Here is a 24,862-nt window from a genome sequence, read left to right on the forward strand (position 1 = left end):
TTATTCCAATGATTTTACACCAGTATATCAAATTAGAAAATGAGAAGAATGGATTTTTCGGCAGATCATTTGTGTTTTTTACTTTTTTGCAACTCCCCGTCCGGGTCTTTATCCATTTTGGTATTGTCACGCGTTTTGTTGATCGAAGGACGTTTTTTATTTTCCAACAGCGGCAAACGGAACAAAAAGTTACCCAAAGCCTTTGCATTAAACGGTATGAATGGCCAGAGATAAGAAGAGTTGTAGGAGCGATGCAAGGTGAGTGCCACAATAATGAACGTCGTCCCGACCACAAATCCGGGAACTTTGAATATCGCTACGGCAACCAGCAAAAACAATCTGACCAACCGGTTTGCCAAACCAAGCTCATAACTGGGTGTTGCAAACATACCAATCGCGGCAATCGCCATGTAAAGTACAACTTCATTCACAAAATAGCCTGTTTTCACGGCGATATCCCCTACCAAAATGGCCGCAATCAAACCCATGGCCGAAGCGAGTGGCGTCGGGGTATGGACAGCTGCCATCCGCAATAGATCCACCCCGAATTCAATAAGCAGAAACTGCAGGATTAACGGCAATTGGGCATTCTCGTGAGGACCGATGAACTCCATTCCTGCTGGCTTAATGGCAGGGTCAATAACCATCAACAACCACAACGGCAACAGGAAAAGTGAAATCAGAATACCCCCAAATCGTACCCAGCGCAGATAAGTTCCCATAAAAGCGGTCTGCCTGTTCTCTTCCGCATGCTCACACAGGTCAAAAAAGGTCGTAGGCAGAATCATCACACTGGGTGAAGTATCTACAAAAACAACAACCCGTCCGTCCATCAGATGGGAAGCTGTCACATCCGGTCTTTCCGAATAACGAACCAACGGATACGGGTGCCAGCCCTTGTTAATAATCGCTTCTTCAAGCTGCTTGTCGGCAGCAGGGATACCGTCGATATTCACCCGTTTGATTTTTTCACGAACAGAATCCACCTGAACCTTGTCCACGATATCGTCAATATATACAACACAGACATCCGTTTGGGATCTCCGGCCGACCTGCATGAGTTCAAACTTTAATCCAGGGTCGCGTATTCTGCGACGCACTAGCGTCACATTAGTCAGGAGTGTTTCTGTAAATCCGTCTCTTGAACCACGCACCACTCTCTCCAACGAAGGTTCCTCCGGTGAGCGTACTGGATAGCTGCGCGTATCCATAATAATAACGGAACGATCCCCTTCGACAAACATGGCACTCATTCCCATGAGGACCTTCTTGATGACGGCGCTCATTTTCTCCACGCGTTCAACTTGAATATGAGGAATGTAACATTCGAAATACGATTTCAGCGCATGTCCAGACACTTGCTCCGGTGTAAGATAGGTTAACCTTTTTAACACTTCAAGCAGAATTTCATCCTTCGCAAATCCAGTCAGCAACAACAATCCAACGTGTTTGCCGCCCAAGACCATTTCCCTCATATCCACATCAAAGGACTCCCCAAGTCCCAGAACTTGCTGAAGCGTATATTTGTTATCACTCATGAGAGGGGAAATATCGTCGTTTTCCTGCCAATATTCCACTGATTCCTCGATGCTGTCAGACATTTCATCTTGCTTCTTTTTTTCGTAAGCCTTCTTCTCCTCTTCCTTCTGAATCTCATAAGGAGATTTATGCATCATCTCTTCGGATGTTGCTTCGCCAGAGTCTTGCCCATCGTTGTCCGATCTTACGTCCATTTCCCATCCTCCTTAGGCCTAACGTTTTAACGCTGGTATACAAAAAAGTCAAACAGGGAGCCTGTCATCTTCCCCAAAATCATGGCAAGCAGCAATCCAAATAAATACGATTTCATACCCAGTCGTTTCGCCAGCACTGGCAGTACATTCAGCACTTCTGTGAGTGCCGCTGCAAGCAGACCGATGAACACACCGCAAAACAGTCCGATGATCGGGCTGAGCAACAGCGCTCCATGTACCTTCCAGTGCCAAAAATCCGCAACGGTACCGAGCAGCGAACCTCCGATCAATGCCCCTTCATACCAATGGGTTTTGTCATAGGTTCGCGTAAGCTGAGCTAGTCTTGGGATCATATCAAGTACGAGAATAAGCGCAATCACACCGCTTCCTACGGCGATTCCCCCTGCAATACCCAGCACAATGCTGATTGCTCCGTTAAGAACGCTCATCCGCATTCATCTCCCTGCGTTCCTCTTCATGCATACGTTCGGTTTCTTCAATCACCACATACTTGTCTACATTTTGCTGATATAGGAACATTTCCACTTCCAAAGGGGTAGGTTCTTCATTCCACTTTTTCTTGAATAAATGATTGAAGAATACGGCCATGCCAAACCCGATCCCGATGGAATACGCCACCTGAAACAGATACGGATGCTCATCCCGACGACCTGTAATCATCTCTACAATTCGAATCTGAACTTCCTGCATGTTTACGTCCGCATGAAAATTCATAATGGTCAATGCTGATCCAAAGAAAAGCAGCAGCCACACCAGGATGAACAGAGATTTGGAAGGTTTGCCACTTCCCACAACTACCTCAACAAGCGTATGACCCGATCCGATTAATTCAACGGTGACATCTGGCAAGGCTCGACGGATCTGGGGAATGATCTGCAATATATCAATGAGGATCAGATTGCCGTCCTCCGGTCCGGGGCGCAGCAATTCAAGCTCAAGCAGCCTTCCTTCCTGTTCTTCGGGAGAGGTGAGCAAGTGAGCTACATCTCCAAGCTTGACACTTCGGCCCCTTTGGATACGAATACGGCTGCGCAAACGAACATAGACCGTTGGAGTGGGGGTCAGGGACATCCGAAACACTCCTTTACTGCGTAATTTAGGTTAGTATTTGAAGAATGTGCAAATTTATTACATTCTGGTTGGAAAAAGGTTGTGTGGACCCTGCGGGCGCTTCGGGATGGATCGGCCATCGGTCGCTGTTGCTCTCAGGTTAGTAGGGGGCAATACACGCAGGCACTCCAGCAGCAGACCAACCTTCCGATCGCTGTTGTCTCCAAATTATCTTGATTGATTTCTACTAGTGTAGAAATTCGGAGATGTGTATGCTTTCGAAGTAGCTTTCTTTCAGAAAGCTTTTAGGCGAACGCTTCGCTTCTTCAGGTTTATTCTGCCGCCTACGTTGCTAGTGTATTTAAATATACCTTCGAGGCTTCGCTCCTTTTGTCCGATTCCATCCCTCCGCTGCACGGGTCTCCATTTTTCCAAAGGCCTGCAATAAATATGCTGGGTGGCTGTAGTAGGAGACTTTATTAGCTGGGGAATTTGGACTTTATTTTGTCATAATCTTTTTGTTACTCAAACAAAAAAAGCCGCTAATATAGCGACTTACTGGGAGGAGAAAATGTTATGGACTGACTGGTAAGAAATTTGGGGATCAGGTATCTTTGGGAAAGCCTTACGTATCGTTGTCAGGACTTCTTGTGAAGTTGTTATATCTGAAGAAGGAGTGATTTGGATTACTTCAATACCTTTGGGGAACGGATGGAAATAATGCATGTACACAAAAACAAGAGCTGTGATCATCAGCAAGGCGGATAACAATACCTTCATTTTTTTGTTCACTGTCCAATACCCTCCTTATTCCTCAACTCCATTTCCCTTCTAAACTTTAACGGGGTGATTTGCATGGTTTTGCGAAACTGATTAATAAAATAGCTTGTGCTATTAAAACCCACTTCATAAGCAATCTCGGTAATACTGCGTTCTTGGAGTTGCAGCAGCTCCACACTCTTTTGGACGCGATAATCGATAACATACTGCATGGGTGTTATCTTCAACATTTGCTTGAAATAACGGCATGTTTCCGAGCGGCTTAACTGACCAGCCCTTGCAATGTCCTCCAATTTGATTGGTTCGGCGAAGTACAGGTGAATCCATTCGACCATGTCCTTCATTCGCCTGTTTCTGATGATTTCGGATGGATCATATTCCAGCGCGTATCCACTTGTAATCAGATGTTTCCATATTGCCAAAAGGCTTGAAGCCACATTCATTTCGTAAAATGGAGGCTGCTCATCCAGATCCTTTTTAACACGGCGGATGGCATCCAGGACTTGAGCTCCCCAGGAAACTTCCCCTTTGATATGAAGATAAGGCAAATTGGTCGCCGAGATATACGGATGAACATACTTCAAATATAACTCGGAAGGCACAACAAAATGAGGAGAGATATTCAGACAGAGATAAATACATTTATCGTTCTTACCTTGTTCCTCCGCCATGTGCATACAACCACTGTTGATAAACAGCCCGTCACCTTGTGGCACAACGACCTTTTGATCATTCACATGAAATAGAGCTTCTCCCTGGACTACCAAAACAAACTGCAATTCATCATGCCAATGCAAAGGAATATGCCCGTGAACATTGCGTACAATTGTGGTTTCATAACACGCAACAGGCAATGTAACCGTACGATGCTCCGTCAATTCCCTCCCGTTTTGATCAATCCTAAATTCTGTCTTAAGCATATTCTCTCATCTCAATATAATTATATTTATCTGTGCGATATTGATATTATTATAGCCTATTTCATTTTAGAATAGCACTATTCTTATATTTAAGGTGAGGGCGCTATCCATGAAAATATCTATTCAAAGATCTAGAAAATCAGGCCTATTCTTCGTTCTTACAGGAGCGATATGCTGGGGCATTGGCGGAACGGTTTCACAAAAGCTGTTTCAACAATACGGAATCGAAGTCAACTGGTTTGTAACGGTACGACTGCTGATTGCCGGCATACTGCTTCTGACGGTTCAATCCTTTACAACAAGGCGCTCGCAAATTTTCGATATGTGGAAGCAGAAAAAAACAGCCTTGCAGCTAATCATTTTCGGATTATTCGGGATGCTCGCTGTTCAATATACGTACATGGCGTCCATTCAACATGGCAACTCCGCGGTGGCGACTCTACTTCAATATTTGTCACCGGTCATGATCATGGTCTATATGATCTGGAGAAAACAGGCTGCTTTGAGCAGAAAGGATGTTACCTCTGCGATTCTGGCTCTGAGCGGGTGTTTTCTACTGCTTACAAACGGTTCCCTCTCCCAATTGTCTGTGGCGTTACCTGCAGTATTGTGGGGGCTGTTATCCGGAGTTGCCGCTGCCTTCTATACCCTTTACGCCGTGAAACTGATTGAAAAGTTTGATTCACTCGTTGTGGTAGGCTGGGCAATGATTATTGGAGGGGCTGCGCTGAGCCTCATCCACCCACCGTGGAAAATGGACTTTGCCAGCTTGCGTTTGGAAACCTACGGATATTTGGCATTCACCATTATTTTAGGAACGATGGTTGCATTCTGGTTCTATATTGAAAGTTTAAAAAGCCTGACAGCCAAAGAAACAAGTCTAATGGGAAGCGCGGAGCCTCTTGCTGCCGTTGGCACCACTGTAATCTGGCTGCATGAACCTTTTGGTTTATTTCAATGGCTGGGAACCGCTTGTATCATTGGATTGATATTATTGTTGCAGTCGAATCGCTCCAAACCTGTCCAGATCAGCGACAAATAACCTTCTCCGCATATTGGTGCGCGGTAGAAGGTTGTTAGTTGTCGTATATTGGTGATTCAACACCAATATTGTTGTATGCAATCCAAAATCACTGTGCGATCTGGTCGCGGATGGATTGAAGTATTTTTTTCTCCAGCCGTGATACCTGCACCTGGGATATACCCAGCCTGCTAGCCACCTCGGACTGGGTCTGATCCCGGTAATACCGGAGGTATACAATCAGCCTTTCCCGTTCACTGAGACCGCCAATTGCTTCATTTAGCGCCAGTTTATCAAACCACCGTTCCTGAGACTCGTCGGCAATTTGGTCCATTAATGTAATCGGATCGCCGTCATTCTCAAACACCGTCTCATGGATGGAGGTCGGCGGTTTGTTCGCTTCCTGGGCAAAGACAACTTCCTCCGGGGTAACCCCCAGCTCTTCAGCCACTTCCTTGATCGTGGGCAGGCGGTCCAGGTTTTTGGACAACTCGTCCCTTTTTTTGCGGACTTTATTGGCCATTTCCTTAAGTGAACGACTGACCTTGAGTGTACCGTCATCACGCAGGAAGCGCTGAATTTCTCCGATGATCATTGGGACAGCATAGGTGGAGAATTTCACATCATAACTGAGATCGAATTTATCCACAGATTTGAGCAGCCCGATACAACCAATCTGGAACAGATCTTCCGGCTCATATCCCCTGTTCATAAAACGTTGCACGACGGACCAGACGAGTCTGATGTTGCAGTTCACCAGCGTATCCCGTGCGACATGGTCACCCGACTGACTGAGCGCAATCAGCCGTTTGACCTCGGCATCGTCCAAATAGGTCTGTGAAGACTGTTTCACTTCAGCATCCATAAGACCACCAACCCCTAATTATACAATGCTTTCTTGGATTCAATCCTTTTCTTCATCTTGATGGAGGTGCCTCTGCCGGGCTCACTGCTGACTTCGAATTCATCCATGAAGTTTTCCATAATGGTGAAGCCCATGCCCGAGCGCTCAAGTTCGGGTTTGGACGTATACAACGGTTGTTTGGCCAGTTCAAGATCTTCGATGCCTTCACCACGGTCTTCCACAATGATGGTAATCATGTCATCCCGAATCTCGGCTTGAATGGACACGACACCTTCCGGATTGTTGTTGTAACCGTGAATGATGCTGTTCGTTACGGCTTCCGAAATGACTGTTTTCAGATCGCTAAGCTCGTCCATCGTAGGATCAAGCTGGGAGATGAAGGCAGCAACCGTCACCCGTGCGAACGATTCGTTCTCCGACTTGGCCGCGAATTGCAGATTCATGAAATTTGTCCCCGTTCCTTCATTCATGAGACGACCTCCAGACCCGAGAGAGCAGTTCCCTCATTTTCGTAAATCGGCATAATCTTGAACAAACCCGACATTTCCAGCAAACGATACACTGGCGGATTGACATCACAGACAACCATCTTGCCGCCTTTATTCTTAATGAGCTTGTATCTTCCCAAAATGACACCCAGACCCGAACTGTCCATGAATTGCAGATCTTTCAGGCTGAGTATCAGATGTTCGCATTGTCTGCGCTGGATCGCTTCATCCATCTGCATCCGTACCATGTCAGCTGTATGGTGATCCAGCTCCCCGGATAATCGCACTATCAGAATCCCGCGGTGATGTTCCATTTCCACATGCAAGTTCACGTTTGCTCACTCTCCTCCCTGTCTTGAACAAGGATTTCTACGTTCCCGAAGGCTTTTCCTGCCCCCCGACAAAACTAGAAGAAAACCCCTATTTAACTACAAAATATGTTCAACGGATGTACGTAACCTGCATAAATCGCCGTTTAATCGAACAGTTTGGAGGTCGTGCGTTTGAACAGCTTCCACCAGCCGGCCTTGTCCACATCCTGCGGAGCCTGAATGTCGAATTCCTTGATTACTTCATTGCCCTGGTAGACGACTAGCTTACCTACACTCTCACCTGCCTTGACCGGGGCTTTCACTTCTTTTGCCATCAGCAGTTCATGACGGATCTCATCCGATTTGGCACCTTTGCGCATCAGCACACTATAATTTTGCGTTGCATTCAGCGGCAATTCGGCAACTTCACCTTTTTCAATTTTCAGACTGCCCAGCAGATCCCCTGACTTGTAAAGAGCTTTCATCGTGTATTGCCCAAAAGCATAGTCAAACATCGAGGACACTTCGCTGTTGCGTGTTTTGGTATTGGGTTCTCCGAGTACTACCGCAATCGTACGCAGACCATCCTTCATCGCTGTAGCCGAGAGACAAAACTTGGCTTCGGAAGTGTATCCTGTTTTCAATCCATCCGCACCGGAGTAGAAACGAACTAACTTGTTCGTATTCACCAGCCAGAATGGCTTCTCGCTATCCTTACGAAGGTAGTCCTGGTATGCACCGGTATATTTCGTAATCCCGGGATGCTTTAGAAGTTCACGGCTCATGACCGCAATGTCATGGGCGGAAGAATAATGGTTATCTACCGGAAGGCCGTTACAGTTGGCAAAATGAGTATCCTTCATGCCAAGCTCCTTCGCCCGCTCATTCATCAGTTGCACAAAGGCTTCCTCCGAACCGGCAATTTTCTCAGCTATTGCTACAGACGCATCATTACCGGAAGCCATAGCTATCCCTTTTAACATATCGTCGACTGTCATCTCTTCCCCAGGTTCCAGAAAAATCTGTGATCCACCCATGGATGCGGCATATTCACTCGTTCTCACTTTATCCGTCAGCTTCAGCTTGTCAGAGTCGACTGCTTCAATGGTGAGCAGCATGGTCATAATCTTCGTAATGCTCGCCGGAGGCAGCTGATCATGACTGTTTTTTTCAAAAATGACGGTGCCCGTATCAGCATCCATCAAAATGGCAGAGCGTGCCGACGGGGCCAAATCTGTTCCCCCCGCTGCTTTGGGAGTTTTTGCCAGCGCGGTTGATGCCATCAGGGGCAGCAGGATACAAAGGGTCATGAACGATGCCATTATTCGCTTCTTCACTAGGGTTACCTCCTCAAATGACTTTCTTACTGCATGTTCCATGCATGTACTGCTAATCATTGTCGGCCCGATTGAAGTAAATTATTCCATGTAAAGAATTATTTCCCCAAACTTTTTATGTAATCCGTGTGAAACACAAAAAAACGAGCCTGCACTCACTGGATCAGTGAGCGGCCCGTTAAGGAAAATAAAAAAAGACAATCTGCCCCAATGAATCACATTAGGGTAGATCGCCTTTTCTTAATGATCAGTTACATTTGTGGAATAACAGCCAAGACAAGCGCCAGGAACGATTCACGAACACGTTCTGTCGTTTCCATAACCTCATCATGAGACAACGGCTGGTCCAGAATTCCGGCAGCCATGTTGCTGATACAGGAGATACCGAGTACTTCCAGTCCTGCGTGGCGTGCCACGATGACTTCGGAAACGGTAGACATGCCAACAGCATCGGCACCCAGTGTACGCAGCATCACGATCTCAGCCGGTGTCTCGTAGTTCGGACCGAGCATACCTGCGTATACCCCTTCCCGTACGCTAAAGCCTTGTGATGCCGCCGTATCCTTCGCCAGCGCACGCAGACGGCGGCTGTACGCTTCGGACAGATCCGGGAAGCGCACACCCAGCGCGGAGTCATTCGGTCCGATTAACGGATTCTTGCCTGTGAGATTCAGATGATCCGAGATCAGCATCAGGTCACCCGCCTCATACGAGGTATTTACACCACCTGCTGCGTTGGTTACGAGCAGGGATGTCACGCCCAGTTCTTTCATGACACGTACCGGGAAGGCAGTCAATTCAGGACCATATCCTTCGTACATGTGGAAACGACCTTTCATCATGACAACCGGACGGCCTTTGATGGTTCCCACCAGCAATTCGCCTTCATGTCCCTCTACTGTGGACACTGGAAAATGCGGAATGTCTTGATAAGCGATGCTTACGCCATCTTCAATCAATTCTGCCAAAATGCCAAGTCCTGAACCTAAAATCAAACCGACTTCCGGTTTAATGGAACTTTTGCTTTGGATGTAAGATGCCGCTTCCAAAATCATCTGTTGGTTCAATGCTGCCATAAGATGTTCCCCCTTGAGTTGAAACGATCCGTCTGTATCCGCAAATGGCATCAATCAGAACTACACGCTGAAATGATGCATTTGCTTATGTATAACGGCGTTTAAATGTGTTCAATTTATTTTATCCTAAATCGGACTAATGTTCCGCCTTTTTTTGCAGATTGTATGCATATACAAACTATTTTGCCCGCGGATGATGAGATTCATAAATCTCTTTCATCGTTTTGCGACCATGATGTCCATATTGTTGCCCAGGCTGTTCCACATGACCGAGCATGTCCTGCACCGCACGTGTATCTGCCCCACTCGCAATCAGGTGAGCGGCAAAGGAATGACGCAGCGTATGTGGCGTAATTTCGCCCGAGATTCCCGCATCCATCGCTGCTTTTTTGAGCAGCTTCCAAAAGCCCTGTCGGGTTAATCGTCTGCCGGATACGTTGACAAAGAGAGCCTGCTCGTCCGTCTCATTTTTGATTAGCAGGTTGCGATACTCGTTCACATAAACACTCGCCCACTGTGCGGCAGGAGCACCTATTGGCAAAATTCGTTCTTTACCGGCACCTCCACAGCGGATAAAGCGCATGCCTGGCTGTACATCCCGCACATCCAGTGCAATCAGTTCGGATACACGAATGCCTGTCGCATACAATAGCTCCAGCATGGCCCGATCACGCACCCCTTGCGGTGAACGGGTATCGGGGGACGCGAGCAGCAATTCGATCTCTTGGATGGTTAACACCTGCGGTGGTGTCTTGTCTGCTTTTGGAGCCTCCACGTCAAACGTAGGGTCCTGTAAAATCTCACCACGCCGCATCAAAAAGTGAAAATAGGAGCGCAGGGATACGACGCTGCGGGCAATGGTTGCATTCGCACGTCCTGCCTGTTTCAGCTGACCTATAAACAGGATAACATGCGTCCGGCGCACCTGCTCCGCTTCCCGGATACCGTATTCTTTATCCGCAAATTCGATGAACTTGTCCACGTCCCGAAGATACGATTCCAGCGTGCTGCTCGACATCCCTTTATCCTCTTCCAAGTATAAGGCATAGGCGTGTATCGTCTGCTTCATGCACAACGCTCCTCATCTGACAGGACTGCCACACGGGCAACCTGCTTCCGTATTTGCATCCCTGGCTGTCCAGCTACTCTCCGTACCAATAGAATAAACGGAGACGCTCTGCCATTGTAGGACGTCCTTCCCCGTTACTTGGCCAAACCGTTTCCTGAAATACTTTAACCGCATTTCCTGTTGGCATCTGATATTGGTCCACAGGTGAGATCCATCCGTTGAACAAATCCAGGACATGATAGAACAGATAAACTAATGCAGCAAAAAATACGATAAATCGAATAAAACGGAGTCCTCTCCGCAGCGATATAATCATGGGTTGTACCCCTTTCTGGTTCGAATCCGACTCGTCTAGAATCAGGGTATGTTAACGAACACAGGAATATGACATTCAGGGTAAACCTCACATCACTCGCTGGACCAAAAAAGCTCTCCCGTCAAAACCGCCGGTGAGAGCTTGAAGATATGCTATGTTATTCTTCATCTTTGGGCTTCTGGTCATTTTTAGCTTTGCAACGGTAACAAATCCCATGGAAATCCAGTCGGTGATCTACTACCGAAAAGTTAAATTCCCGCTCCAGTCGCTCTTCAAGCGGTCCAAGCCAGTCTTCACGTATTTCATCCATACTTCCGCATTGAACACAGATTAAGTGATGATGGTGATGCTTGGATGTATCTCCGCGTAGATCATAACGCGCTACACCGTCGCCGAAGTTGATTTTCTCTACAACATGCAGCTCACTCAGCAGTTCGAGGGTACGGTACACGGTTGCCAGACCGATTTCGGGAGCCTTTTCTTTCACGAGCATGAATACGTCTTCTGCGCTCAGATGATCTTCTTCATTCTCAAGAAGTACTCTTACGGTGGCTTCCCGCTGGGGCGTTAATTTATATCCTTGGGACTGTAGTTGCTGCTTAATTTTATCGATCCGTGCTTCCATTTTCTCCCTCCCCCTAGGAAATCACTGCACACTGCAACTTAACCCACTTCTTTCATTATAGGGGGAGTACATAATTAAAGTCAACATTTTACACTATCACGCGGAAAGCTAAGCCGGTAGTAGCATCGGTGTGACCCAGCGCATCATCGCAGGTGTAACCCATGTTTCAAATGAAGCAACCCCTAACAGCAGCGCTGCCATAACGAGAGTTAACACCATATATGAAGCAAAAGGCTTCTGACGGCCTGGCGTCCGCTGCATCAGAACACGGTTCCGAATAATGTATAACGAAAAGGTCATGGCTGACACACTGCAAATTAGCAGTACCGGAATCACAAATAAATTATGAGGCGCAACGGAAACCAGGGCAAACAACAGCCCTTTCCATGAATACTGACCGACAAGATACCCCACTGTAAAACCGATGAGTACACCTTTCAGAAAATCCAGAACCAATATACCCGGCAGGCCGATGACTGATAAGCCCAGAATGAAGATCAGACCAACCCACTTTAGATGAAGCATGGCGATGTCCCAATAGGTGCCGGTCTCAATTACTTGTCCGCTGTGCTGTACCGTCATGAAGAAGTTACCGAGGTAGCCCTCCAGATCCTGGCGCTGTTCAAGGGATAGGGCATTAACCATGAGGGCGCCAAAAATGACACCGACCAGGAACAAGACAGCCACGAATACATATAAAGAGGTTTGGCCTTTGAATGTGAAGTAGGCAGAACGCATACAGGTACGGGTCCCCTTTCCGGTTATCATGCTGCAAGGATATCGAGTGAAATCCTCATAGTCATTCTTATGAACCGGAATGCACACGTATGACTTCTTGTCCAGATTCAGATTTCTTCTCCATGACAAAATGCCATTCCCGCACCAAATGATGCTAACTCACTTTACGGGCCTGCCGCAAACTACTCTACTCTACTCTAGTCTTTCCTTGTTGGACACTTTTCCGTAAGTGCCCCCACCACCAGATGACCATTCCAGTTGACCATTCCGCGCCGCAACGATAAGACCTGCAAGAACCGATCCAACGACCTCTGCAAGTTCATCCTCGCTTGTACGATGTAATACGTTCATCTCCGTACCAAAACGGTCCAGTAGCTGGCGCAGTTTGGCTTTCCCCAAACCCGGGATGAATTCCAACGGTACCTGATAGTGATAAACAGGTCGGTTTGCTGGAACATGCGGACTCTCCCGATCAGCGATTGCCAGTATACGATCGAGTACACCCTGCACAAGTTTCACACTGCCACAGTATGGACAACGTTCTGCCGACATCGCGTGCTTGTCCATAATGCTCCCACAGGATGCACAATAGGTACGGTGGTATTTGCCAAGCCTTGGATTCAAACCGTAATTGGCCGTAATGCTTCTGCCTGCCTGTCCTTTAAGTGCCATGTTGAATTCGTCAAAGGAAGGCTTCGCGAGCTGCAACTCGTTGTACTCCCGTCCAATCTTGCCCAGAGAATGAGCATCCGAGTTGGTCAGAAAAGGAACTTGATCCAGTTCCTGAATGTAACTTGCCATGGATGAATCGGAGCTTAGCCCAAGCTCAACCGCATCGATCAGGCTAGTATCCAGCACATCAGCCATACGAGGGGCCGTGCTGCCATATATGCCTTTATGCGGGGTAAACGCATGCGCTGGCACAATAAGCCCGCCACGCGCCTTTATCTCGGCCTGCATCTCAAGCGCGGGTACATATACCCGCTGTGAACTCAGGTTCACATTTTTCATATAACGTCTCATCCAGTCCGTGAAGGACTTCATAGCTTTCAGATCACGGAAGTAGGCCAGCATATGGAACTCCCGCATCCCTGGCTCGCGCAGCTCCAATTCCGTACCCAACAGGATGGTTGTGTCCTGATACGCAATGCCCCCTCCCTCAAGCTCGGACATCGTGCCGTTCTCGAGCAGGTGTTCGATGTCCATCTGCACAACCGGAGAGTGGCAATCAATAACGCCGAGTAGATGAATTCCTTTACGATCGGAGGCTTCCCTAGCAATGTTCTCGAATGTCAGATCACGGCTGCCACTGATTTTAACCGCTTCACCGCGCGAAGTTCGTCCAATGTGAATATGGAGGTCTGCATAACAAGGCTCCCATCCTGCAGACGCTGCCTGCTGCTCATTCATCATTAAAACCGTCCTGTCGTTCTGTAAAGATCCCATGCATACACAGCCATCATCGTTTTGGCATCACTGATCCGATTCTGATCCATCAACTGATAGGCCTCTTCAATCGTAATCTCGGACACTTCAAGAAATTCATCTTCGTCCAAAGCCATGTCTCCTGCTTCGAGCTCCTCGGCAATGTACAAATGGATGATCTCATCCGCGAAACCTGGCGAAGTGTAAAACGAACGCAGATGCCGCAATGTTTTGGCTACATAACCAGTCTCTTCACGCAATTCACGCGCCGCTGCCACTTCAGGTTCTTCTCCCGGGTCCAGTTTGCCTGCTGGAATCTCGACTTCTGTACGTCCCATGGCCTGACGGTACTGATCAACGACCAGCATACGATCGCCATTCAGCGCGAGGACGGCTACCGCACCAGGATGACGGATGATCTCACGGGTAGCGGTCTGACCGTTAGGCAGCTTGACCGTGTCGACCTGAAGGGAAATGACTTTGCCCTCAAAGATGGGCTTTGTGGATATCGTCTCTTCATCCAGTTTAGGATTGGCAGGATGCTTATGATTGGTTGGGTTCATCTGTTCTTCAACTCCGCTTCTTCGAATTTTGGTTCTCTTTATACGTATAAACCTCTGTTTTTTGGCATATGGTGAGCTTATATCGATTTCAAACAAATATAGCGAATCAGGGGGACAAGCAATGAACAGTTATTTAACACCGCAATCTGTACACGTGGTCGGACAAGCCAGACAAGTCCAGCTCATACTCAAACAATGGGTACGTGAGTGGGGTCCGGATGCCAAATTAAGCGATATGCTTGCTGGACGCAAATGATAATGTTCTTGGTGTGTAGTACCCATGAAATATAACATGTTTTTGCCAAAAAGTCCGAACACGGTGTGTACCGGATTCGGACTTTTCTGTTGAGGTATGGAGCATTTATTCCCATTTTCCTGGAATCAACTTTTCACTTCTTGTTTGCAGCCGTTTCCTGAATAATGGCCACAACGACTTCGGATAACTTCACAATATCTTCGGCACGAATGCGTTCTTTCGTTGTATGAATATCTTCATAGCCTACAGCCAGGTTGACCGTAGGAATGTTGAACCCATTGAAGATGTTGGCATCACTGCCACCACCGGATGCAAACGTGCTAGTCTCCAGCCCCAGGCTCCGAATGGCACGCTGAGCAAGCTGAACAACCTCGTGTTCATCATGGAAGCCAAATGCAGGATACAGGATCTCACTGCGGAATTCAGCGGTTGCACCATATTTGAGGCATGTCGTTTCCAGTGCTTCACGCATCTGGGCCACTTGCAGCTCTACCTTCTCTTGCACAATACTGCGGGCCTCAGCCTCAATCTGCACAAAATCGCAGACGACGTTCAGTGCTGATCCACCTTGGAATTTCCCGATATTCGCCGTAGTCTCATCATCAATCCGTCCCAGCTTCATCGCCGCAATCCCTTTGGCTGCCACTTGAATGGCACTGATGCCGTCTTCCGGATTCACGCCCGCGTGCGCGGATTTTCCATAGATCTTCATCTGAATTTCCGCTCTGGCCGGAGCAGCCACACAGATTGTACCCACGGCTCCGTTGGAATCCAGGGCATAACCGAACTCGGCATCAATATCCTTCGGATTCATTGCACGTGCACCAACCAGACCCGACTCTTCACCTACGGTAATCACAAATTGAATTTTCCCATGAGGAATGTTGTTCTCTTGAATAACTCGAATCGCTTCAAACAACGCAGCAATCCCCGCCTTGTCATCTGCACCCAGAATCGTCGTGCCATCACTGCGAATCCAGCCGTCTTCACCCAGCTCAGGTTTAATTGCCTGTCCCGGCGTTACGGTATCCATATGACATGTGAAAAAGATTGGCGCCGCTTCTTCTGCACCCTCGGCTTCCCAGGTAATCACGAGATTACCCGCGCCATGTCCGGTTTTCTCCATTGTGTCGTCCTCATATACGCTAAGGCCCAGCTGAGTAAACTGTTCTTTTAACACTTTTGATATATTCTGTTCATGGGTTGTTTCACTGTCAATCTGCACCAGTTCCATAAACTGATCAATAACACGCTGCTGTTTTATCATAGGACTTTCCTACCTTTCGTCGATACGGTACAATACAATTACTATGGTCTGTTTATTCATTTGTTGAAAGGAGTTCTCTCATCATGCAAAAAAAGAAATGGTTCCGCATCATTATCTATCTCATGCTGCTCGCCATGATTGGGTCCACCCTTTTCATTGCACTCGAACCTTTATTGTTCGGATAGAAACCTGAAGCCTTTTGACTGTCTGATTTACAGACGGGGAAGGGCTTCTTTTTCTGTAATCCAGGTAATCTCATACGGGAAAATCCGGTTAAAGTATGGAACGATCTCCTGTGCAACCTGTTCCACAGTGTAGGTCTTGCCTGTAATATCCTCCAACGAGGTCACGCCATACTGCTCAATCCCGCAAGGAACAATCCCCTGAAAACCTGCGTGCTGAATGCCGGAGGTGATATTAAAAGCAAATCCGTGACTCGTCACGAAGCCGCGCCGGTGTTTACACCGATTGAACTTTACGCCGATGGCGGCAATTTTCAAATCTCCGATCCATACACCCGTGTAAGCCTCTTTGCGTCCCGCTTCAACACCCTGATCAGCCAGGTAATCAATAATCATCTGCTCCAGACAACGTAAATAGCCATGTAAATCCAAGGCTTCATCTCGCCCAAGAACAAGTAACGGGTAACCTACCAACTGGCCAGGGCCATGATAAGTAATATCACCGCCGCGGTCAATTTGAAACAAGGAGATACCTTGCTCCCGCAGTTCATCTTCACTGAGAAGCAGGTGCTCCGGGTGATTCTGTGAACCGATCGTATACGTCGGCGGATGCTGGAGCAACAGCATCTGTTCCGCGCCTTCTCCCTCATCCAGTTGCTGCACAATCGCTTTCTGGCGGTTCCAAGCCTCTTCATAATCAAGCATCGGTATGTATACAACATCCAGCGGCTTGCTCATGATTCCCCCACACCCTTCTGTTTCAATGTTCATTGTATGATGATGAGCATTCATTAAAGAAAACGGGAAAAGTGCACGGCCTTTGGCACATACACTTTCCCATTATCCATCTATTCAGCGCTTGGCATCATTCGTAATTCATTGAAATGATGCACATGCTCTCACTTAATACACTTTCGTTTCCATGGTGTATCCTTCAAGGTTCTCTTTTACCCGTTGCAGGAAACGTCCGCTGATGACTCCATCCAAAATACGATGATCCAGGGAAAGACAGAGATTCGCCATGGAACGGACAGCAATCATGTCATTGATGACCACAGGTTTCTTGACGATCGACTCAAATGTAAGAATCGCCGCCTGCGGGTAGTTAATAATAGGTTGCGACAGAATCGAACCAAATGATCCGGTATTGTTAACCGTGAATGTTCCGCCCTGCATATGGTCCAGCTTCAACGTGCCTTCACGTGTTTTACGTGCCAGCTCATCCACTTCCCGGGCCAGACCCGCAATGTTACGCTGATCGGCATGTTTGATCACGGGTGTCAGTACAGAGTCTTCTGTACCTACTGCCATGGACAGGTTGATATCCCGTTTGACAATAATTTTGTCGACAGCCCAGACGGAGTTCATGATTGGATAGTCTTTAATGGCATTGACGACACCCTTCATCATGAAGGACAGGTACGTCAGGTTGATGCCTTCTTTGCGCTTGAACTCATCCTTGAGTTTGTTGCGCAGCATCACCAGATTGGTTACGTCCACTTCAATCATCGTCCACGCGTGAGGGATTTCCGATACGCTTTGACGCATATTACGAGCAATGGCATTGCGAACAGGAGTTACGTCGATGAAATATTCGGATCTTCCCTGTCCGCCGCCCTCTACTTCGATTTGCGGGATTTTCGGACTTTCGGTCAGATGTATGCCGGAATGTCTCACAGGAACGCCTGCGTCGACTGCTGGAACTGTTTCTCCAGCAGATGCGCCCAAGTCTGCATTCCCCCGATTCAAACCGCTGAAAGGCGAGCCTGAAGGTACCGAAGAAGCATGCTGTCCTGCTACGGCAGAAGACTGTACAGACGCTGCACCCGCGTTTCCACCCTGCGCAATCACTGCCAGTACATCCTTACGTGTAATCCGGCCACCTGCTCCAGTGCCCTGAATGCTCTGCAAGTTCAGACCATGTTCGGCTGCAAGGGATTGAACCGCAGGAGAATAGCGGTTACGCATCGGCTGATTAGGATCATGGCCTGCTGTACTCGCTGCACCAGCAGCAGATGCGTAATTCGCACTTTGTTGCACATGAACATGATCACCATTCTGTTGCTGCGAAGCATGTGTTACTTGCTCTTCTGCTTCCTCATCAGAAGCAGCTACCTGCATCCGGCAGATGGCTTCGCCAACCGCAATGGTCGTACCTTCTTCGACCAACAGGTCACCCATAATTCCATCAACGGTTGATGGGATCTCTGCGTTGACTTTATCCGTAATCACTTCACAGATCGGTTCGTATTGTTCAACCCGGTCACCCGGTTTTTTCAACCATTTGGCAATGGTAGCCGAGACCAGCGATTCCGCCAGCTGCGGCATAATGACCTCGATCCATTTCATACTCATTGGTTATATCACTCCAAACTTTGCTTTTAAACTATCTCACTACACGAATTAATACTCGGCGAGCGTACGCATCGCTTCCTTGGCTTTGTCCTTGCTCAGCATATAAAATTTCTCCAATGTTGGGCTAATTGGCATTGCCGGTACATCCGGTCCACAGAGACGCTGAATCGGCGCATCCAGTTCGAACAGACATTCTTCACTGATGATAGCTGCCACTTCAGCTCCTACACCACCAGTTTTATTGTCTTCATGCACGATTAGCACTTTGCCTGTCAGACGAGCGGATGCAATGATGGCTTCGCGATCAAGTGGCTGCAATGTGCGCAGATCCAGTACATGGGCAGTAATGCCTTCCTCACGCTCCAGCTCCTCGGCAGCCTGCATGACAAAATGAAGTGGCTGGCTATAACCGATAACCGTAATATCTGCTCCTTCGCGAAGCACGTTGGCTTTACCGATTGGAACGATGTAATCATCCTCCGGCACATCTTCCTTGATCAGCTTGTAGCATTTTTTGTTCTCAAAAAAGAGAACCGGGTCCGGGTCGCGAATAGCTGCTTTGAGCAGTCCCTTCGCATCGTATGCCGAGTATGGAGCTATAATTTTCAGACCTGGTGTGCCAAAAAAGATCGATTCTGGACATTGGGAGTGATACAGCCCACCAAAAATACCGCCGCCAATCGGCGCACGAATAACAATCGGGCAACTCCAGTCATTGTTGGAGCGGTAGCGAATTTTGGCCGCTTCACTAATAATCTGATTCGTTGCAGGCAGCATGAAATCCGAATATTGCATCTCGGCAATAGGTTTCATACCGTACATCGCAGCGCCAATGGCTACACCTGCAATGGCTGATTCGGACAAAGGTGTGTCCATAACACGCATTTCGCCGAACTGATCCTGCAACCCTTTGGTTGTAGTGAACACGCCGCCTTTGACCCCGACATCTTCACCAAGGATAAAGACATTTTCATCTCGCTCCATCTCTTCTTTCATCGCGAGACGGATTGCATCAATATATTCCATAACCGCCATGATTACCGTCCCCCTTCTTCGCTGTCCGCATAAACGTGCGTCAGAGTGTCCTCAGGTTTCGGATATGGCGCGTTGTCTGCGTATTCAGTTGCTTCTTTCATTTCCAGTGCAAGCTGGGAAGCCAAATCCGCATCCCGAGCTTCATCCCAGATGCCGCAATCGATCAAATAGTTTTTCATGCGAAGCACGCCGTCCTTCTTCCAATTCTCTTCAACCTCTTCCTTGGTCCGGTATGCCAGATCATTGTCGGAAGTGGAGTGTGGAGACAAACGATACATCATCGCTTCAATAAGCGTAGGTCCTTCACCAGCGATTGCGCGGCGACGAGCTTCTTTGACTGCACCGTATACTTCCAGCGCATCGTTTCCGTCTACACGAAGTCCGGGGAACCCGTACCCAAGTGCACGATCCGATATTTTACCACTCAGCTGCTTGTGGACTGGCACCGAAATCGCATACTGATTGTTCTCACACATAATGATCACAGGAAGTTTATGAACACCTGCGAAATTGGCACCTTCGTGGAAATCCCCCTGATTGCTTGACCCTTCGCCAAAAGTTACAAAAGAAACGAAATCTTTCTTCTTCATTTTGGCAGCCAATGCAAACCCTACAGCGTGCGGAACCTGTGTGGTAACCGGGCTGGAGCCCGTTACAATCCGCAGCTTTTTGTGACCGAAGTGACCCGGCATTTGCCGTCCGCCACTATTCGGATCTTCCGCCTTCGCAAAAGCAGACAGCATCAGCTCACGTGGAGTCATGCCGACCGCCAGTACAAAGCCATAATCTCGGTAATACGGTAAATAATAATCGTGATCCCGGTCCAGACCAAATGCAGCGCCTACTTGCGCAGCTTCCTGTCCTACACCGGATACGTGAAAGTTAATTTTGCCGGCCCGCTGTAAGAGCAAGCAACGCTCGTCAAACTTGCGTGCGAGCAGCATGTATTTGTACATATCCAATACTTCACCATCGCTAAGTCCCAGCTGTTCATGCCGATGGACCGCGTCTGCAGTACCTTTTGAACTCATATGAGGTACCTCCTTTTAATCAGAGCCTTGTGCCCGTCTTACTACCCGATCTTATAACCTGGTACTAAGACTTGGCTTAACCTTATTATAATCCCATTTGCCCAAAAAAGGAAAGGACCTTTCTCATAAGCCTGTCCGGCTTACATTCCAATCGATTTTCCGTCTACTGCCAACATGGCTTCACCCATGATTTCAGATAAAGAAGGGTGAGGATGGATCGTCTGTCCCACTTCCCAAGGTGTGGCATCCAGCATCTGAGCCAGTGAGGCCTCTGCGATCAGTTCCGTCACATGGGTACCGATCATATGTACTCCCAATATATCATTCGTCTTGGCATCCGCGATTACCTTCACGAATCCATCCCGACTTCCATGGACTAAAGATTTTCCAATTGCCTGGAACGGGAACTTGCCTGTCTTCACTTCATAACCACGCTCTTTGGCCTCACGCTCCGTGAATCCGATACTCGCTGCTTCCGGACGTGTATAGACACAGCGCGGGATTCGATGTGATTCGACGGCATGTACCGTTTCACCCGCCAGATGATTCACTGCCAGGATGCCTTCATGACTGGCTGCATGTGCCAGCTGTAATCCGCCGATGACATCACCGATTGCATAAATATGTCCCTCACCGGTTTGCAAATGTTGATTCACAGCGATAAATCCGCGTTCGAGTTTGATATCTGTATTTTCGAGTCCGATATTTTCGACATTGGCCTGACGGCCAACCGACACCAGCATCTTGTCCGCTTTCAGGGTCTCTTGCTTCTCGTCCCCCAGCTTGACATCAATCTGAATACCGTCTTTCGCCACACTATACGTTTCTGTCAGAACACTGGAGCCTGTCAGGAAGCGAACACCGCGTTTACCAAGCAATCTCTGCATTTCTTTCGCTACATCTTCATCCTCTGCTGGCAATACATGTGCAGCGGCTTCAACAACTGTAATTTCGACGCCAAAATCATTCAGCATGGAGGCCCATTCGAGGCCAATCACACCGCCACCAACAATAATCAGAGATGCCGGTAATTCGTCCATTCGCAAAGCCTCATCACTGCTCATGATGTACCGGCCGTCTGGCTCAAGACCTGGCAGCACCCGTGGACGAGACCCGGTAGCAATAATGAGGTTGGTTGGCACAACCGTATCCATCTCGCCATCTTCGAACTCGACAGCCACTGCACCGCTCTGAGGGGAGAAAATGGAAGGTCCGATCACACGCCCTTTGGCGTGGACGACCTGAATTTTATTTTTTTTCATTAAATACTGCACACCTTGATGAAGCTGCTCCACAATTGCATCCTTGCGCGCCTGCACCTTCGGAAATACTAGTGTTGCTCCAGTTGTTTCAATTCCATACATTTCGCTCTCTTGTATCTCTGCGTAAACTTCTGCACTTCGCAGCAACGCCTTGCTCGGAATACAGCCACGATGCAGACAGGTGCCTCCCAGCTTATCCTTCTCAATAATAACAACCTGTTTTCCTAACTGTGCGGCACGGATGGCAGCAACGTACCCTCCAGTTCCTCCTCCAAGAATGGCAACATCACATGTAATTGGCATCTTTAATGTTCTCCTCTATCCATATAATTTCAATACAATTTCAATATATTTGTAAGATGATGATTCGAATGATTCTCTTTTTCATAGACGTTATCTATATTCCATTGTACTCCCCTTGAGCAGTCAACTCAAAATTTGACCCTGAAACGCATGGACAGCTTCTGGAAACCAAGCTATGATGGAATCAGGTATGACCTGTAAGCGCAACCTTTATTTTACGTCAACCTCAGGCAGAAGGAGTTTAATGGTAATGAATACTAGACTGATCTTTGCACGATTTGTGGCGATTATTGTTCTGGTCATTCCCGGATTAATGGCAATGAAGGGGTTTCTAATGATGAAAGACGCCCTTTTCCTGTATTATGCCGAGCATGGGAACGAGCAGATCTCACCAGGTTTTCAATGGCTCTCCTTTAGTGGAGGACTTGTCCTGTTCGCCGCAGGCATGAGTTTTCTGGGAGGCTGGATTCTGTTCCGTGACCGGAAGCGTAATTATGTAGGACCCCGTTTTCGTTCAAAAAGCGCACCCTCAGCCGACAAAGCAGAGACGCCCGGTACGACTTCCTGAGTCCGGGCTTTTTGTCATTTTTTCTGGCTCCGCATCATTTCAACATCCGAACCTTACATCTGCCTTTATATACGGTACTCGATCAGGTATAATGCTTATTTATTCAAACACGTATTTTGCATAAATTCATAGTTAGCATCTTGAATATGCACAGTGCCCACTCTTCCATAGACAGGATGGATCAACATGGTCTCGTTTATCCTTACGCTAAAAAGATTGCTTAAAGGCATTTTTCATGCCTTCAAGGATCAGAAGTTCCTGGTTTTGTTTGTACTGACTGCGGCGACACTTCTCTCGGGCACGTTATTTTATACCCGTGTTGAAGGGCTGCACTGGATTGATGCCCTCTACTTCTGCGCAGTAACTCTAACCACGGTGGGACACCCGGATTTTGTACCATCGACCGGATTCGGCAAGGCATTTACGGTCATCTATATGTTCGCAGGTATCGGCCTCACCTTCGCCATGATTGCCAGAATTACAGCAGGTATTCTATTTCCACGCAAATTGCAGACAGAAGAGAACCCGGAGTAGTCTCCGGGTTATTCGTATAATGCATCCCGCAGCTTGGTAGACATGCGCGACTCTTTGGAAGAGGACTTCAGAATCGTTCTGCGGAGCGTCAGATTACTGGCTTGCAGCCGCTCCGCTTCAGCGAACAAATCTGCAAACAACGCCTGCGCAGCTTCGTCAAGGACTGACTGCCCTATCAAACGTTCATATCGCTCTTGTATTTCGGATAATGCTTCACTCATCGTTAACACCTCTTTTCAATCGCTCCTGGTTCATGCACTGCACTGCCGTAACCAACAGCTTAACAATCCATATAGTAACACAAAGCTGCTCAGATTAGTTCTGGCTCTTACTAAAGATTTTGTGGTACTCTGTAATGGTCGCTTTTTTTTGTTGAATCCCGTATGTGAGAGGAGTAGCAGAACTGTGCAAACAGGACGAATTACCATAATTACAGGACCTATGTTTAGTGAAAAATCCGGTGAACTTATTCGCCGTTGTCAGAAATTAATTCAATTTGGCCGTAAAAAGGTCGTTGCCTACAAACCTGCCGAAGATGATCGGTTTGCTCAAGACGAGATTGTTAGCCGTATCGGCTATCGTCTGCCTGCCCATTCCATTCCCCGGCAATTGACCCCGGAATCCGTAGAGATGATCCTTACTCAGACCAAAGATGCTGATGTTGTTGCATTTGATGAAGTACAATTTTTCAGCAGTGCCATCATGGAACTGGTCTCCGAGCTAGCCTACTGTGGCAAACACGTCATTGTGGATGGACTAAATATGGATTACCGTGGCAAGGAATTTGGATATGTAGGCGGTTTGCTCGCTATGGCGGATGACATTGAGAAACTGTCAGCATTCTGTGCCGTATGCGGAAGCCCGGATGCGGCTTTTACCCAGCGTATCGTTAATGGAGAGCCTGTCACGCTCGGACCTGTCGTCATGATTGGCGATTCAGAAGCTTACGAGCCGCGCTGTCGCTGCTGCTTCATTCCTCCTCACAAAGTTGAATGCTGAGCTGATTCAGCTTTCAATGATTAATCTATAGGTTCTGATCGGCGGTATCTGCTGCTACAGGTTTCCTGAGATTTCAAAAAAAGCCCCTGAGGGCTTTTTTTATTATAGCTCCCTTTTACCAGCATACCCTTAATATACCTCTTCTTATATCGGTCGTTAGCTCTTTCTGTGCACACAAAAAAGCACCGCTTGACAGCGATGCTTCCCATTCGTCATCTCCCGCTAGTCCCGGGAAACAAAATATTTGTTGGTCATGTAGTAAGCGTCGCCACGCGACGTTTCTACCATTCCTTTTTTGGCATCCAAAAATACGATCTCTTTGCACTTGGTGCAGTACCATTTGGTGCGCTTATATGGAGATTCCGTAACATATGCCGTGCCACATTTGCAATCAATCTTCATTAATAACTCGGTTGATTTATATGCGCTGGACAAGCGTTCCATGTTATCCTGCTGCTGTGTAGGCATAATCGTCTGCTGATAATCCGATAAATGATTCTGAACTTTGAAATCTGCTACCAATCCTGCATTCAATCCAAAAAACTCCTTGCCGATTTCGGTCACGAAGCGCTTCTCATTTCTGTAGCAATCCAGCCACTCAATAATCTGCTTATTTGACAGTGGAACCGTACCCTTGATACCGCTGTTTAAGGTGTAGGTCATGATGTATAAAGTATCGTCTTGTCTACCTGAGTACATTAGAATCCTCCTTCGAATACATTTGCTAATGTA

The 24,862-nt window shown here is 47.6% G+C and carries 30 protein-coding genes; 6 read left to right on the top strand and 24 right to left on the bottom strand.

The features are described 5' to 3' along the window. Nucleotides 1-65 precede the first annotated feature (65 nt). The 5 genes from ACFVQB_RS16740 to ACFVQB_RS16760 all read right to left on the bottom strand — a co-directional run bounded on the left by ACFVQB_RS16740 (nt 66) and on the right by ACFVQB_RS16760 (nt 4,504). A complete protein-coding gene (locus ACFVQB_RS16740; protein WP_379441403.1) occupies nt 66-1,676 on the bottom strand; it encodes a spore germination protein in 1,611 nt (536 codons plus the stop codon). Nucleotides 1,677-1,759: 83 nt separating this feature from the next. After that, the gene (locus ACFVQB_RS16745; RefSeq protein ID WP_063565738.1) at nt 1,760-2,182 is read right to left on the bottom strand and encodes a stage V sporulation protein AB; all 423 of its coding nucleotides are present in this window, start codon (nt 2,180-2,182) and stop codon (nt 1,760-1,762) included. Further along, nucleotides 2,169-2,825: a stage V sporulation protein AA gene (locus ACFVQB_RS16750; RefSeq protein WP_379441088.1), complete on the bottom strand. Its 657-nt coding sequence runs from the start codon at nt 2,823-2,825 to the stop codon at nt 2,169-2,171. The genes ACFVQB_RS16745 and ACFVQB_RS16750 overlap by 14 nt, the downstream gene beginning before the upstream one ends. A gap of 534 nt (nt 2,826-3,359) precedes the next feature. Beyond that, nucleotides 3,360-3,596, bottom strand: a complete 237-nt coding sequence (locus ACFVQB_RS16755; RefSeq protein WP_379441091.1) for a hypothetical protein — start codon at nt 3,594-3,596, stop codon at nt 3,360-3,362. Further along, entirely contained in the window at nt 3,593-4,504 is a 912-nt protein-coding gene (locus ACFVQB_RS16760; RefSeq protein ID WP_379441094.1) for an AraC family transcriptional regulator, read from the bottom strand. Before ACFVQB_RS16760 ends, ACFVQB_RS16755 begins: the two co-directional genes overlap by 4 nt. A 109-nt stretch (nt 4,505-4,613) precedes the next feature. Here ACFVQB_RS16760 and ACFVQB_RS16765 point away from each other — a divergent pair, with 109 nt between their 5' ends. Beyond that, complete coding sequence (locus tag ACFVQB_RS16765; protein WP_379441097.1) at nt 4,614-5,546, top strand: EamA family transporter; 933 nt, start codon at nt 4,614-4,616, stop codon at nt 5,544-5,546. A gap of 88 nt (nt 5,547-5,634) precedes the next feature. Here the strand turns inward: ACFVQB_RS16765 and sigF are convergent, their stop codons facing one another. The 11 genes from sigF to ACFVQB_RS16820 all read right to left on the bottom strand — a co-directional run bounded on the left by sigF (nt 5,635) and on the right by ACFVQB_RS16820 (nt 14,338). Next, complete coding sequence (gene sigF, locus ACFVQB_RS16770; protein ID WP_076291907.1) at nt 5,635-6,390, bottom strand: RNA polymerase sporulation sigma factor SigF; 756 nt, start codon at nt 6,388-6,390, stop codon at nt 5,635-5,637. A 14-nt stretch (nt 6,391-6,404) separates the two neighbouring features. Then, nucleotides 6,405-6,860 carry an anti-sigma F factor gene (gene spoIIAB / locus ACFVQB_RS16775; protein WP_062324397.1) on the bottom strand — a complete coding sequence of 152 codons (456 nt, stop codon included), beginning with the start codon at nt 6,858-6,860 and terminating at the stop codon, nt 6,405-6,407. Continuing rightward, the gene (spoIIAA, locus tag ACFVQB_RS16780; protein WP_379441103.1) at nt 6,857-7,210 is read right to left on the bottom strand and encodes an anti-sigma F factor antagonist; all 354 of its coding nucleotides are present in this window, start codon (nt 7,208-7,210) and stop codon (nt 6,857-6,859) included. Before spoIIAA ends, spoIIAB begins: the two co-directional genes overlap by 4 nt. 143 nt (nt 7,211-7,353) lie before the next feature. After that, on the bottom strand, nt 7,354-8,472 hold the full coding sequence (locus tag ACFVQB_RS16785) for a D-alanyl-D-alanine carboxypeptidase family protein (RefSeq protein WP_379441407.1): 1,119 nt from the start codon (nt 8,470-8,472) through the stop codon (nt 7,354-7,356). A gap of 305 nt (nt 8,473-8,777) precedes the next feature. Then, nucleotides 8,778-9,602 (bottom strand): purine-nucleoside phosphorylase, encoded by an 825-nt coding sequence (locus ACFVQB_RS16790; protein WP_379441105.1) that lies wholly within the window; start codon nt 9,600-9,602, stop codon nt 8,778-8,780. A 178-nt stretch (nt 9,603-9,780) separates the two neighbouring features. Next, nucleotides 9,781-10,671, bottom strand: coding sequence for a tyrosine recombinase (locus ACFVQB_RS16795; protein ID WP_379441108.1), 891 nt, complete (start codon nt 10,669-10,671; stop codon nt 9,781-9,783). 73 nt (nt 10,672-10,744) lie between these two features. Beyond that, the gene (locus ACFVQB_RS16800) at nt 10,745-10,987 is read right to left on the bottom strand and encodes a DUF4227 family protein (protein ID WP_024630960.1); all 243 of its coding nucleotides are present in this window, start codon (nt 10,985-10,987) and stop codon (nt 10,745-10,747) included. A gap of 157 nt (nt 10,988-11,144) precedes the next feature. Continuing rightward, a complete protein-coding gene (gene fur / locus ACFVQB_RS16805; protein ID WP_024630961.1) occupies nt 11,145-11,612 on the bottom strand; it encodes a ferric iron uptake transcriptional regulator in 468 nt (155 codons plus the stop codon). A gap of 108 nt (nt 11,613-11,720) precedes the next feature. Next, nucleotides 11,721-12,350 (bottom strand): stage II sporulation protein M, encoded by a 630-nt coding sequence (gene spoIIM, locus ACFVQB_RS16810; protein WP_076291903.1) that lies wholly within the window; start codon nt 12,348-12,350, stop codon nt 11,721-11,723. Between the two features lie 192 nt (nt 12,351-12,542). Then, complete coding sequence (locus ACFVQB_RS16815; RefSeq protein ID WP_379441113.1) at nt 12,543-13,763, bottom strand: endonuclease Q family protein; 1,221 nt, start codon at nt 13,761-13,763, stop codon at nt 12,543-12,545. After that, a complete protein-coding gene (locus ACFVQB_RS16820; protein WP_379441116.1) occupies nt 13,763-14,338 on the bottom strand; it encodes an NUDIX domain-containing protein in 576 nt (191 codons plus the stop codon). The genes ACFVQB_RS16815 and ACFVQB_RS16820 overlap by 1 nt, the downstream gene beginning before the upstream one ends. A gap of 121 nt (nt 14,339-14,459) precedes the next feature. On the opposite strand from ACFVQB_RS16820, the gene mciZ reads away from it, so the two are divergent. Further along, complete coding sequence (mciZ, locus tag ACFVQB_RS16825) at nt 14,460-14,594, top strand: Z-ring formation inhibitor MciZ (RefSeq protein WP_379441119.1); 135 nt, start codon at nt 14,460-14,462, stop codon at nt 14,592-14,594. Between the two features lie 133 nt (nt 14,595-14,727). Here mciZ and ACFVQB_RS16830 read toward each other — a convergent pair whose 3' ends face one another. After that, nucleotides 14,728-15,861 (bottom strand): M20/M25/M40 family metallo-hydrolase, encoded by a 1,134-nt coding sequence (locus ACFVQB_RS16830; protein ID WP_379441122.1) that lies wholly within the window; start codon nt 15,859-15,861, stop codon nt 14,728-14,730. Nucleotides 15,862-15,944: 83 nt separating this feature from the next. On the opposite strand from ACFVQB_RS16830, the gene prli42 reads away from it, so the two are divergent. After that, nucleotides 15,945-16,046 (top strand): stressosome-associated protein Prli42, encoded by a 102-nt coding sequence (gene prli42, locus ACFVQB_RS16835; RefSeq protein ID WP_090810668.1) that lies wholly within the window; start codon nt 15,945-15,947, stop codon nt 16,044-16,046. 27 nt (nt 16,047-16,073) lie between these two features. On the opposite strand, the gene lipB is transcribed toward prli42, so the two are convergent. The 5 genes from lipB to lpdA all read right to left on the bottom strand — a co-directional run bounded on the left by lipB (nt 16,074) and on the right by lpdA (nt 22,029). Next, a complete protein-coding gene (gene lipB / locus ACFVQB_RS16840; protein WP_379441125.1) occupies nt 16,074-16,781 on the bottom strand; it encodes a lipoyl(octanoyl) transferase LipB in 708 nt (235 codons plus the stop codon). 165 nt (nt 16,782-16,946) lie between these two features. Beyond that, nucleotides 16,947-18,398 (bottom strand): dihydrolipoamide acetyltransferase family protein, encoded by a 1,452-nt coding sequence (locus tag ACFVQB_RS16845; RefSeq protein WP_379441128.1) that lies wholly within the window; start codon nt 18,396-18,398, stop codon nt 16,947-16,949. Between the two features lie 48 nt (nt 18,399-18,446). Continuing rightward, a complete protein-coding gene (locus tag ACFVQB_RS16850) occupies nt 18,447-19,433 on the bottom strand; it encodes an alpha-ketoacid dehydrogenase subunit beta (RefSeq protein WP_024630968.1) in 987 nt (328 codons plus the stop codon). Nucleotides 19,434-19,435: 2 nt separating this feature from the next. Further along, entirely contained in the window at nt 19,436-20,464 is a 1,029-nt protein-coding gene (locus ACFVQB_RS16855) for a thiamine pyrophosphate-dependent dehydrogenase E1 component subunit alpha (RefSeq protein WP_379441132.1), read from the bottom strand. Between the two features lie 140 nt (nt 20,465-20,604). Continuing rightward, nucleotides 20,605-22,029 (bottom strand): dihydrolipoyl dehydrogenase, encoded by a 1,425-nt coding sequence (gene lpdA / locus ACFVQB_RS16860; protein WP_379441135.1) that lies wholly within the window; start codon nt 22,027-22,029, stop codon nt 20,605-20,607. Nucleotides 22,030-22,273: 244 nt separating this feature from the next. Between lpdA and ACFVQB_RS16865 the strand changes: the two genes are divergently transcribed. Next, the gene (locus ACFVQB_RS16865) at nt 22,274-22,597 is read left to right on the top strand and encodes a DUF2627 domain-containing protein (RefSeq protein ID WP_379441137.1); all 324 of its coding nucleotides are present in this window, start codon (nt 22,274-22,276) and stop codon (nt 22,595-22,597) included. A gap of 186 nt (nt 22,598-22,783) precedes the next feature. Continuing rightward, complete coding sequence (locus ACFVQB_RS16870; protein WP_379441140.1) at nt 22,784-23,131, top strand: potassium channel family protein; 348 nt, start codon at nt 22,784-22,786, stop codon at nt 23,129-23,131. A gap of 8 nt (nt 23,132-23,139) precedes the next feature. On the opposite strand, the gene ACFVQB_RS16875 is transcribed toward ACFVQB_RS16870, so the two are convergent. Beyond that, entirely contained in the window at nt 23,140-23,352 is a 213-nt protein-coding gene (locus ACFVQB_RS16875) for a hypothetical protein (RefSeq protein WP_379441143.1), read from the bottom strand. A gap of 184 nt (nt 23,353-23,536) precedes the next feature. Between ACFVQB_RS16875 and ACFVQB_RS16880 the strand changes: the two genes are divergently transcribed. After that, on the top strand, nt 23,537-24,130 hold the full coding sequence (locus ACFVQB_RS16880; protein WP_379441146.1) for a thymidine kinase: 594 nt from the start codon (nt 23,537-23,539) through the stop codon (nt 24,128-24,130). Nucleotides 24,131-24,352: 222 nt separating this feature from the next. Here ACFVQB_RS16880 and ACFVQB_RS16885 read toward each other — a convergent pair whose 3' ends face one another. Then, nucleotides 24,353-24,829, bottom strand: a complete 477-nt coding sequence (locus tag ACFVQB_RS16885) for a hypothetical protein (protein WP_024630975.1) — start codon at nt 24,827-24,829, stop codon at nt 24,353-24,355. Between the last annotated feature and the right edge of the window lie 33 nt (nt 24,830-24,862).

The sequence above is a fragment of the Paenibacillus sp. NPDC057886 genome (assembly GCF_042796655.1).
GTDB lineage: Bacteria > Bacillota > Bacilli > Paenibacillales > Paenibacillaceae > Paenibacillus.